Origin of the sequence: Elioraea sp. Yellowstone, from assembly GCF_006704265.1 — a bacterium.
Taxonomy (GTDB): Bacteria; Pseudomonadota; Alphaproteobacteria; order Acetobacterales; family Acetobacteraceae; genus Elioraea.
On the sequence record NZ_VIKA01000111.1, the window covers coordinates 1 to 10,370 of the forward strand.

General features: G+C 72.6%; 11 protein-coding genes. 7 read left to right on the forward strand and 4 right to left on the reverse strand.

Annotated features, from left to right (window positions below; genetic code table 11):
- Nucleotides 1-126 precede the first annotated feature (126 nt).
- The 4 genes from ileS to FK498_RS13970 form a co-directional block, all read right to left on the reverse strand.
- A complete protein-coding gene (gene ileS, locus FK498_RS13955) occupies nucleotides 127-2,982 on the reverse strand; it encodes an isoleucine--tRNA ligase (protein ID WP_141855547.1) in 2,856 nt (951 codons plus the stop codon).
- Between the two features lie 143 nt (nucleotides 2,983-3,125).
- On the reverse strand, nucleotides 3,126-3,446 hold the full coding sequence (locus FK498_RS13960; protein ID WP_141855549.1) for a multidrug efflux SMR transporter: 321 nt from the start codon (nucleotides 3,444-3,446) through the stop codon (nucleotides 3,126-3,128).
- Nucleotides 3,447-3,454: 8 nt separating this feature from the next.
- A complete protein-coding gene (locus FK498_RS13965) occupies nucleotides 3,455-4,423 on the reverse strand; it encodes a bifunctional riboflavin kinase/FAD synthetase (protein WP_237560949.1) in 969 nt (322 codons plus the stop codon).
- Nucleotides 4,424-4,438: 15 nt separating this feature from the next.
- Complete coding sequence (locus tag FK498_RS13970) at nucleotides 4,439-4,903, reverse strand: MaoC family dehydratase (RefSeq protein ID WP_141855551.1); 465 nt, start codon at nucleotides 4,901-4,903, stop codon at nucleotides 4,439-4,441.
- A gap of 129 nt (nucleotides 4,904-5,032) precedes the next feature.
- Here FK498_RS13970 and FK498_RS13975 point away from each other — a divergent pair, with 129 nt between their 5' ends.
- From FK498_RS13975 to ccmI, 7 genes are all read left to right on the forward strand, one after another.
- On the forward strand, nucleotides 5,033-6,172 hold the full coding sequence (locus FK498_RS13975; RefSeq protein WP_141855565.1) for a M20 family metallopeptidase: 1,140 nt from the start codon (nucleotides 5,033-5,035) through the stop codon (nucleotides 6,170-6,172).
- Nucleotides 6,173-6,177: 5 nt separating this feature from the next.
- Nucleotides 6,178-7,233: a dTDP-glucose 4,6-dehydratase gene (gene rfbB, locus FK498_RS13980; protein ID WP_141855553.1), complete on the forward strand. Its 1,056-nt coding sequence runs from the start codon at nucleotides 6,178-6,180 to the stop codon at nucleotides 7,231-7,233.
- Entirely contained in the window at nucleotides 7,230-8,114 is an 885-nt protein-coding gene (rfbA, locus tag FK498_RS13985) for a glucose-1-phosphate thymidylyltransferase RfbA (protein WP_141855555.1), read from the forward strand. The genes rfbB and rfbA overlap by 4 nt, the downstream gene beginning before the upstream one ends.
- 87 nt (nucleotides 8,115-8,201) lie before the next feature.
- On the forward strand, nucleotides 8,202-8,756 hold the full coding sequence (locus FK498_RS13990; RefSeq protein ID WP_141855557.1) for a NifU family protein: 555 nt from the start codon (nucleotides 8,202-8,204) through the stop codon (nucleotides 8,754-8,756).
- 3 nt (nucleotides 8,757-8,759) lie between these two features.
- Nucleotides 8,760-9,344: a malonic semialdehyde reductase gene (locus FK498_RS13995; RefSeq protein WP_141855559.1), complete on the forward strand. Its 585-nt coding sequence runs from the start codon at nucleotides 8,760-8,762 to the stop codon at nucleotides 9,342-9,344.
- Between the two features lie 104 nt (nucleotides 9,345-9,448).
- Nucleotides 9,449-9,901 (forward strand): cytochrome c-type biogenesis protein, encoded by a 453-nt coding sequence (locus FK498_RS14000; protein ID WP_141855560.1) that lies wholly within the window; start codon nucleotides 9,449-9,451, stop codon nucleotides 9,899-9,901.
- On the forward strand, nucleotides 9,898-10,370 hold a 473-nt coding region (gene ccmI, locus FK498_RS14005), incomplete at its 3' end, for a c-type cytochrome biogenesis protein CcmI (RefSeq protein WP_141855562.1). The genes FK498_RS14000 and ccmI, both read left to right, overlap by 4 nt.

Genomic DNA, 10,370 nt, shown 5'->3' on the forward strand with positions numbered 1-10,370 from the left:
TCATACCAGCCCGCCGAAGGCTTGACCTTCGGCGGGCTGGTACGGGGTCATGTTCGCGCGCGGCCGCCCCACCAGCCCCGCGCGCGATACCCTCCGCACAAAGGTCGAGCCTTTGTGCGGAGGGTATCAGGCCGCCCTGCGCCGGGCCAGAACTCCCGAGGTGACGGCGTCGTGGCAGCGGTCGCAGAGGCCCGGATGGTCCGCATGCGTTCCGACCTCGGGCAGCACGCGCCAGCAGCGGTCGCATTTCAGGCCCGCGGCCCTGCCCGGCAGCACGAAGACGCCGGGAATGCCCTCGACCGAGAACCGGTTCTCCGCGCCTTCCAGCCGCTGGTGGGCGGACGGCGCGATCGTCATGCCGGAGGTGATGCAGATCTCGGCCCAACCCGCCGGGTCGAGCAGGGAACGATCGGGGTCCGGCAGGATCAGGGTGGGGGCCGCCTGGAGGGAGGCGCCGATCCGCCCCTCGGCGCGCTCGCGCTCGAGCGCGCCGGTCACCACGCGGCGGATCTCGCGGATGCGCTGCCAGCGCGCCGCCAGCGCCTCGTCGCGCCACCCCGGCGGGATCGCGGGGAAGGTCTGCAGATGCACGCTCTCCTCCTCGCCCGGGAAGCGCGCGAGCCAGGCCTCCTCGGCGGTGAACACCAGGACGGGCGCGAGCCAGGTGACGAGGCAGCGGAACACGTGGTCGAGCACCGTGCGGCAGGCGCGCCGGCGGGGCGAATCCGCGCGGTCGCAGTAGAGCGCATCCTTGCGGATGTCGAAGTAGAAGGCCGACAGGTCGGTCGTGCAGAACCCGTGCAGATCGGCGAACACGCCGGTCCACTCGAAACGGTCGGTCGCCTCGCGCACGCGGGTGTCGAGCTCGGCGAGTCGGTGCAGCACCCAGCGCTCGAGCTCGGGCATCCCGTCGAACGGCACGCGCTCGGCCTCGTCGAAGCCGTCCAGCGCGCCGAGCAGCCAGCGCAGCGTGTTGCGGATGCGGCGGTAGAGCTCGGCCTGCTGCTTCAGGATCTCGGGGCCGATGCGCAGATCCTCGGTGTAGTCGGAGGCCATCACCCAGAGCCGCAGGATGTCGGCGCCGTACTCGGCGATCACCTCCTGCGGGCTGACCGTGTTGCCGAGCGACTTCGACATCTTGCGTCCCTGCTCGTCGACGACGAAGCCATGGGTCAGGATGGCGTCGTAGGGCGCGCGGCCGCGCGTGCCGCAGGCCTCGAGCAGCGAGGAGTGGAACCAGCCGCGGTGCTGGTCCGAGCCCTCGAGATAGAGATCGGCCGGCCATTTCAGGTCCGGATTGCCCTCCAGCACGAAGGCGTGGGTCGCGCCTGATTCGAACCACACATCGACGATGTCGCGGACCTGCTCGTAGTCCCGGGCGTCGTAGGCGTCGCCGAGGAAGTCCTGCGCCGGGCGTGTCCACCAGGCGTCCGAGCCTTCCGCCTCGAAGATCGCCACCGTGCGCGCCATCACGGCCGGGTCGCGCAGCGGCTCGCCGGTGCGGCGATCGACGAAGATCGCGATCGGCACGCCCCAGGCGCGCTGGCGGCTGATGCACCAGTCGGGGCGCGAGGCGATCATCGCGCGGAGGCGGTTCTGGCCCTGGGGGGGCACGAAGCGGGTCGCCGCGATCGCGGCGAGGGCGGGCGCGCGCACGCCCTTCGCGCCGTCCATGGCGATGAACCACTGCGGCGTATTGCGGAAGATCAGCGGCGCCTTGGAGCGCCAGGAATGCGGATAGGCATGGACCAGCGTGCCGCGCGCGAGCAGGGCGCCCGCCTCGGCGAGCGCGGCGCAGACCGGATCCGCCGCCTCGTAGACGTGCACGCCGGCGAAGAGCGGCACATGGGCGAGGAAGGTGCCGTCATCGCCCACCGTGTCGGGCGTCGGCAGGCCATGCGCCTGGCCGAGCAGCCAGTCGTCCTCGCCGTGGCCGGGCGCGATGTGCACGAAGCCCGTGCCGGCCTCGGTGGTGACGAAGTCGCCCGGCAAGGCGGGAACGTCGAAATCGTAGCCACGGCCGCGCAACGGATGCGCGCAGACCGTGCCCGCGAGTTCGCGCCCCTTCAGCACCCGCCGCACCACGTGCTGGGTGATGCCGGCGGTCTTCGCGACCTCGGGCCAGAGCGGCAGCGCGACCAGCAGGTGCTCGCCCAGGCGTGCGGTCGCGCCCTCGGCCACGCCCTCGACCACCACGAGCGCGTAGTCGATGTCCTCGCCATAGGCGATCGCGCGGTTGCCGGGGATGGTCCAGGGCGTGGTGGTCCAGATCAGGATCGCGGCACCGGCGAGATCGGGTGGCGAGGGCGCAACGATCGGGAAGCGCACCCAGATCGTCGTCGATCTGTGGTCGTGGTACTCGACCTCGGCGTCCGCCAGCGCGGTCTTCTCCACCGGGCTCCACAGCACCGGCTTCGCACCGCGATAGAGCGATCCGTTCAGCAGGAACCTGCCGATCTCGCCCGCGATGATCGCCTCCGAGCGGAAGTCCATGGTGGCGTAGGGGTTCCACCAGTCGCCGGCGACGCCGAGGCGGATGAACTCCTCGCGCTGCACGCCGAGCCAGTGCGCGGCATAGGCGCGGCACTCGGCGCGGAACGCCACCGGATCGACCACGTCCTTGTCGCGGCCCGCGGCGCGGTACTGCTCCTCGATCTTCCACTCGATCGGCAGGCCGTGGCAGTCCCAGCCGGGCACGTAGTTGGCATCGTAGCCGGCCATCTGCTTGGCGCGGTTGATGACGTCCTTCAGCACCTTGTTCAGCGCGGTGCCGATATGGATGTGGCCGTTGGCGTAGGGCGGGCCGTCGTGCAGCACGAACTTCTCGCGGCCCCTGGAGGCGTCGCGCAGCCGCTTCCAGAGGTCCAGGCGCGCCCAGCGTTCGAGCAGGGCGGGTTCGCGCTTCGGGAGTTCCCCGCGCATGGGGAAGGGGGTCGAGGGCAGGAAGACGGTGTCGCGGTAGTCGCGCTTGCTCTCGCTCATCGCATCGGTCCGGTTGGAAGGCGTGGCGTGGGGCGGGACCCGGCGCTCTCAGCCGAGCGCCGGGACCGTAATTCGCGCGTGCCGCGACCTGTGCATGGGCGTCGGATACCGCCCCGCCCCGTTGCGGTCAACGAAAGGCGGGGTCACGACACCAGCTTGAGCGCGGCGACCCCGGCGACGATCACCGCGATCGCGCCGATCCGGGCGGCGGTCGCGGGCTCGTCGAACATCATCATCCCCGCGATCGCGGTGCCGGCAGCGCCGATGCCGACCCAGATCGCATAGGCGGTGCCGATCGGCAGGCTGCGCGCGGCGAGGCCCAGCAGGATCACGCTCGCGGCCATGGCGGCGACGGTCAGACCGGTGTGGACCGGCCGGGTGAGCGACAACCCGTGCGAGAGCTTGAGCCCGACCGCCCAGCCGATCTCGAGCAGGCCGGCGAGGACGAGGTAGAGCCAGGCCATCGCCCGGCTCAGCCGCCCGCCAGCAGCGCGCGCGCCTCCGCCGCGTCGCGCCGCATCTGCGCCACCAGCCCCTCCAGTGTCTCGAACCGCGCCTCGTCGCGCAGGAACGCATGCAGCCGCACCCGCATCGCCGCGCCGTAGAGGTCGCCCGCGAAGTCGAACAGGTGCACCTCGAGGAGCGGCTCGGGCAACGGGTTGACGGTCGGCCGCAGCCCGAGGCTCGCCACGCCGGGCCGCCACATGATCTCCCCGTCCGCGCCGGCCACGCCCGCCTCGACCGCGTAGATGCCGAGCCGCGGCGCGAGGTGCCGGCCGAGCGCGATGTTCGCCGTGGGAAAGCCCAGCGTGCGCCCCAGCGCCGCCCCGCGCGCCACCGTGCCGCGGATCTCCCACGCCCGGCCGAGGATCGCGGCCGCGCGCGCGCAGTCACCCGCCTTCAGCGCGTCGCGCACCGCGGTCGAGGACCAGACGAGCCCGTCGGGCGAGGCCGCCTCGGGCACGATCGACACGCCCATGCCGTGGGCCGGGCCGAGGGTCGCGAGCAGGGCGGGGTTGCCGGTGCGCTTGTGGCCGAAATGGAAGTCCGGCCCGCAGGCGAGGTGGCGCGCGCCCAGGCCCGCGGCCAGCACGGCGTCGATGAAGGTCTCGGCCGGCATGCGGCTGAAGGCGAGGTCGAAGGGGAGCTGGTAGAGGATCTCGACGCCGAGCGCGGCCAGCGCCTCGGCCTTGGCCTCGGCCAGGGTGAGGCGGAAGGGGGGATCGTGCGGGCGGAACACCTCGCGCGGGTGCGGCTCGAAGGTCAGCGCCGCGAGCGGGATGCCCCGCCCGTGCGCCGCCTCGGCGGCCGCGGCGATCACCGCGGCATGGCCGCGATGCACGCCGTCGAAATTGCCGAGCGCGACGGCAGCGCCGCGCGCGTCGGGCGGAAGGCCAGCGAAGTCCCGGAAGATGCGCACGGCCGGGACATGGCCCGCCACGGCCGCGGGGTCAATTCAGGCGGCGGCCACCTCCGGCGCGGCGGCGGCGCGCGCCGGCACCATCACCAGCGCCTCGCCCTCCACCACGGGCTTGCCCGCGACGGTGCAGACCGTGCGCAGCGTGGCGCGCTTCTTCTCCGGGTCGAGCCCGACCACCTCGCAGGTCGCCGTGACGGTGTCCCCGATCCGCACCGGCGCCTTGAACTTCAGGCTCTGCGCCAGATAGACCGTGCCTGGGCCGGGCAGCTTGGTGCCGAGCACGGTGGAGATGAAGGCGGCCGACAGCATCCCGTGCGCGATCCGCCCCTTGAAGACCGTCTTTTCGGCGTATTCCGCGTCCAGATGCACCGGGTTCATGTCGCCGGAGACGCCGGCGAACAGCACGATGTCGGACTCGGTCACGGTGCGGGAGAACGAGGCGCTCATGCCCTCGGACAGATCCTCGAAGTAGATGAACCCGTTGCCAGCCGCAACTGCCATGGAGTCTGTCCTTCCCTGCTGCCCGACTTGCCGCTTGCGGCGGCGCAGCATGTCCAAAACTACGCGAACGGTGCTGCCTGGACAAGCAGTCCAGCGCCGCGCAGCATGACCCGACTTCTGAAACAGAGGATGAACATCACCATGCCGGCGACCGATCCGGGCCCGTCCGAGGCGATCCTCGACGGCCTGCGCCAATGGGTCGAGATCGAGACCCCGACGACCGACCCGGCCGCGGTCAACCGCCTGATGGACCGGGCGGAAGTCGGGCTGCGGGAGGCCGGGGCCACGGTCGTGCGGATCGGCGGACGCGACGGCTACGGAGACATGCTCCGCGCGCGGATCGGCCATGCGGAAGGCAGGGGGATCCTGATCGCCGGCCATCTGGACACGGTCTGGGCGCACGGGACGCTTGCCGCCATGCCGTTCCGGATCGAGGGCGAGCGCGCCCACGGCCCGGGCATCTACGACATGAAGGCCGGGTCGTACCTGGCCTATCACGCGGTGACGTCGCTGCTGCGACAGAAGGTCGCAACCCGGCTGCCGATCACGCTGCTGCTGACCCCCGACGAGGAGGTCGGCAGCCCGACCAGCCGCGCGCTGATCGAGGCCGAGGCGCAGCGATCCGCCTATGTGCTGATCCCCGAGCCGGCGGGTCCGGGCGGGGCGGTGGTGACCGCGCGCAAGGGGGTGGGGCGGTTCGAGCTCGCCGTCACCGGGGTCGCGGCACATTCCGGCGGCAATTTCGAGGACGGCGCCTCGGCCGTGGTCGAGCTCGCCCACCAGATCCTGGCGATCAATGCCATGGTGGACCTGAAGCGCGGCATCACCACGAACGTCGCCCCGATCGCGGGCGGCACCCGGCCGAACGTGATCGCCCAGGAGGCGCGCTGCGAGATCGACCTGCGCGTGCCGACGGTCGAGGACGGCGAACGCTGCGCGGCGGCGATCCTGGGGCTCAGGCCGAGGAACCCGCGCTGCCGGGTGACGGTGACGGGATCGATGAACCGCCCGCCCTTCGCCGAGACCCCGGGCGTGCTCCGGCTCTACGAACAGGCGCGCGCGATCGCGGCGGGACTGGGCTTCGACCTGCCCAAGCAATCCCGCGGCGGCGGATCGGACGGCAACTTCACCGCGGTGATGGGCATCCCCACGCTCGACGGGCTCGGCTGCCCCGGCGCGGGCGCGCATGCCGACCACGAGCACATCCTGTGGCGCGAGCTCGCCCCACGCGCCGCGCTGATGCTCGGCCTCCTCGAGACGCTCCACTGAGCCTCATGCGCATCCTCGTCACCGGCGGGGCGGGCTTCATCGGCTCGGCCGTGGTGCGCCATCTCGTGCGCGAGGTCGGCGCGCGCGTGCTCAATCTCGACAAGCTCACCTACGCGGCCAATCTCGCTGCGGTCGAGAACGCCGTCTTCTCGCCCAACTACGGCTTCGTGAAGGCCGACATCGCCGATGGCGAGGCGGTCGGGCGCGCGATCGCCGAGTTCCGCCCCGACGCGATCGTGAACCTGGCCGCCGAGACGCATGTCGACCGCTCGATCGACGGCCCGCTCGCCTTCGTGCAGACCAACGTGCTGGGCACCGCCACGCTGCTGCACGAGGCCACGCGCTACTGGCGCGGCCTCGATGCGGAGGCGCGCGCGCGTTTCCGCTTCCTCCAGGTCTCGACCGACGAGGTCTACGGCGCGCTCGGCGAGGAGGGCGCGTTCACGGAAGCCTCGCCCTACCGGCCGAACAGCCCCTACGCCGCCTCCAAGGCCGGGGCGGACCATCTCGCGCGCGCCTGGTTCCGCACCTACGGCCTGCCGACGCTGATCTCGAACTGCTCGAACAACTACGGGCCCTGGCAGTTCTGGGAGAAGCTCATCCCGCTGATGACCATCAAGGCGCTGCGCGGCGAGGCCCTGCCGGTCTACGGCGACGGGCGGCAGGTGCGCGACTGGCTCCATGTCGAGGACCATGCGCGCGCGCTGCACGCGATCCTGACGCGCGGGCAGCCGGGCGAGACCTATCTCGTCGGCGGCGGCGAGGAGTGCCGCAACATCGACACCGTCGGCATGATCTGCGACCTCGTGGACGAACTGGCCGGGCCGCTGGCCGAGGGGCCGCGGCGGCGGCTGATCGCCTTCGTGCCCGACCGGCCGGGCCACGATTTCCGCTACGCGATCGACTGCACGCGGATCGCGCGTGAGCTCGGCTGGCGGGCGAAGCAGCGCCGCTTCGCCGACGGGCTGCGCGCGACCGTCGCCTGGTATCTCGAGCACCGCGACTGGTGGGAGGAGGGGATGCGCGTCCGCTACGATGGCGGCCGGCTCGGCGTCGCATGAGGGGCATCATCCTCGCCGGCGGGGCGGGCACGCGGCTGCACCCGATGACCAGCGTGCTCTCCAAGCAGCTCCTCCCCGTCTACGACAAGCCGATGATCTACTACCCGCTCAGCACGCTGATGCTGGCGGGGATCCGCGACATCCTGGTGATCACCACGCCCGAGCACGCCCCGCTGTTCCGTGCCCAGCTCGGCGACGGCTCGGCCTGGGGCGTGCGGCTCGCCTATGCCGTGCAGCCGAGGCCCGAGGGGCTGGCCCAGGCCTTCCTGATCGGCCGCGATTTCATCGCCGGCAGCCGCGTCTGCCTGATCCTCGGCGACAACATCTTCCACGGCGACGGGCTGCCTGCCCTGCTCGCCCGCGCCGCGGCCGCCGAGGAGGCCGTGGTGTTCGCCTATCACGTGCGCGATCCGGAACGCTTCGGGGTCGTCACCTTCGATCCGGCCTGGCGACCGGTCGCGATCGAGGAGAAGCCCCGGCAGCCGAAGTCCAACTGGGCGGTCACGGGGCTCTACTTCTACGGCCCCGAGGTGGCGGAGATGGCCGCGCGGCTGAAGCCCTCCGCGCGCGGCGAACTCGAGATCAGCGACCTGAACGCGGCCTACCTGGCCGAGGGGCGGCTCGCGGTGGAACGGCTCGGGCGGGGCTTCGCCTGGCTCGACACCGGCACGCCGGAGAGCCTGATCGAGGCGGCCGAGTTCGTCCGCTCGCTCGAGATGGTGCAGGGGCTGAAGGTCGCCTGCCCCGAGGAGATCGCCTGGCGCATGGGCTTCATCGATCGCGCCGCGGTGATCGCGGCGGCCGAGCGGCTCGGCAGGTCGGCCTATGGCGCCTATCTGCGCCGCCTGCTCGCCGAAGAGGGCTGGGCGGGGCGCGCTTGACCCGGGGCGGCCGCGCTGCCACCTCTGGGCGGAGCGGATCCGCCCGGTCCCGGAGCGCGGGGCGCCGGGCGGGCGAAGGAGCACGCCATGTTCATCGAGACCGAAGACACCCCCAACCCGGCGACCCTGAAGTTCCTGCCCGGGCGGACCGTGATGGCCGCGGGCACGGCCGACTTCCCGGGGCCGGAGGCGGCCGCAGCGAGCCCGCTGGCGCGCGCGCTGTTCGGGCTGCCCGAGGTCACGCGGGTGTTCCTCGGCGCGGACTTCATCACCGTCACCAAGACGCACGACGCCGACTGGTCGCTCCTGAAGCCGCAGGTGCTCGGCGTGATCATGGACCATTTCCTCTCCGGCCTGCCGGTGATCGAGGGCGAGACCGAGGAAGAGGCGTTCGAGGTCGCCGAGGAGGACCGCGAGATCGTCGCGCAGATCCGCGAGCTGATCGACACGCGCGTGCGCCCGGCGGTGGCGATGGACGGCGGCGACATCGTGCTGCGCGGCTTCCGCGACGGCGTGGTGCAGCTCCGCCTGCACGGCGCCTGCTCGGGCTGTCCGTCCTCGCGCGCGACGCTGAAGCACGGCATCGAGAACATGCTGAAGCACTACGTGCCGGAGGTCGTCGCGGTGCAGGCGGTGGAGTAGCCGTTGGCGCTGGATGACCGGTCGCTCGATCTGCTGTTCCGCGAGGCGCGCAGCGTCTCGGCCTGGCGGCCCGATCCGGTCACCGAGGACGAGCTGCGCCGCGTCTGGGAGCTGGCGCGGCTCGGCCCCACCAGCGCGAACTGCTCGCCCGCGCGCGTGCTGTTCCTGCGCAGCGCCGAGGCGAAGGAGAAGCTGAAGCCCGCGCTCTCGCGCGGCAATGTCGCGCGGACGATGGCCGCCCCCGTCACCGCGATCGTCGGCCATGACGTGGCATTCCACGACCTCCTGCCGCGGCTCTATCCGGAGGCGGATGCGCGGCGCTGGTTCGCCGGCGACGACGCGCTGCGCGAGGTGACCGCGTTCCGCAACGGCACGCTGCAGGGGGCCTATCTGATCCTGGCCTGCCGCGCGGTCGGGCTGGATTGCGGGCCGATGAGCGGGTTCGACAATGCGCTGGTGGACGAGCTCTTCTTCAGGGGCACGACGATCCGATCGAACTTCCTGCTGAACATCGGGCACGCGGACACCGCGCGACTGCCGCCGCGACGGCCGCGGCTCCGCTTCGAGGAAGCATGCAGGATCGTGTAGAGGCCCGGCGGCCGCGCCGCGGTCCCCGACCGGCGGGAGGCCCCCCCCCACGGGGCGCGCGAGCGGCACAGGCCCTGTCGCGGCTTGCCGCGATGGGTTCCCGGTTGCGGCCCCTCGCCCTGGTCCTCGTCCTGCTCGGCGCCCCCGCGCACGCGGTCATCGACCCGCGCGAGATGCTGCCCGACCCGGCGCAGGAAGCCCGCGCGCGCGAGATCGGCCGCGGGCTGCGCTGCCTCGTCTGCCAGAACCAGTCGATCGACGACTCCAACGCCGACCTCGCGCGCGACCTGCGCCGCATCGTGCGCGAACGCATCGCCGCCGGCGACAGCGACGCGGAGGTCGTCCGCTTCGTCACCGACCGCTACGGCGACTACGTGCTGCTGCGTCCGCCGGTGAACGCCGTCACGATCGGCCTCTGGGCGGCGCCGGCGCTGCTTCTGCTCGCCGGCGGCGCGGTCGCGGCCGCCTATCTGCGCCGTCGCCGCGCCGGGCCGGCCGAGGCCCCGCCGCTCTCGCCCGAGGAGCGGGCACGGCTGCGCGAGCTCGGCGCCGAATGATCGACTGGCTGGTCCTCGGCGCCGCCACCCTCGTCGCCGTGCTCGCCGTGCTCTGGCCGCTGCTGCGCCGCCCCCGTCCGCCGGCGCCGCGCGCGGCGCACGACGCGGCACTCTACCGCGCGCAGCTTGCCGAACTCGACCGCGACCGCGCGGAGGGCCGGCTCTCCGACGCCGAGCACCGCGATGCCGTCATCGAGGTGCAGCGCCGCCTGCTCGCCGCCGTGCCCGCGTCCGCCGCGGCCATTCCCGCCGCGCGCCCACCGGCCTACACCCGCTGGAGCATCGGCGCGATCGCGGCCGCCCTGCCGGCGCTTGCGCTGGCACTCTACCTGCCGCGCGGCGAGCCGGGGATGCCCGCCTTCCCGCACGCCGAGGTGCAGGCGGTACGCCAGGCCGAACGGGCCGAGACCGACGCGCTGCTCGCCCAGGTGCGCGCGCGCATCGCCGCGCTGCCGCCCGACAGCGAGGA

Excerpts from the sequence above, each read along its gene's own strand:
- ileS (WP_141855547.1), bottom strand. The coding sequence starts at position 2,982 with ATGAGCGAGAGCAAGCGCGACTACCGCGACACCGTCTTCCTGCCCTCG.
- FK498_RS13960 (WP_141855549.1), bottom strand. The coding sequence starts at position 3,446 with ATGGCCTGGCTCTACCTCGTCCTCGCCGGCCTGCTCGAGATCGGCTGG.
- FK498_RS13970 (WP_141855551.1), bottom strand. The coding sequence starts at position 4,903 with ATGGCAGTTGCGGCTGGCAACGGGTTCATCTACTTCGAGGATCTGTCC.
- FK498_RS13975 (WP_141855565.1), top strand. The coding sequence starts at position 5,033 with ATGAACATCACCATGCCGGCGACCGATCCGGGCCCGTCCGAGGCGATC.
- rfbB (WP_141855553.1), top strand. The coding sequence starts at position 6,178 with ATGCGCATCCTCGTCACCGGCGGGGCGGGCTTCATCGGCTCGGCCGTG.
- rfbA (WP_141855555.1), top strand. The coding sequence starts at position 7,230 with ATGAGGGGCATCATCCTCGCCGGCGGGGCGGGCACGCGGCTGCACCCG.
- FK498_RS13990 (WP_141855557.1), top strand. The coding sequence starts at position 8,202 with ATGTTCATCGAGACCGAAGACACCCCCAACCCGGCGACCCTGAAGTTC.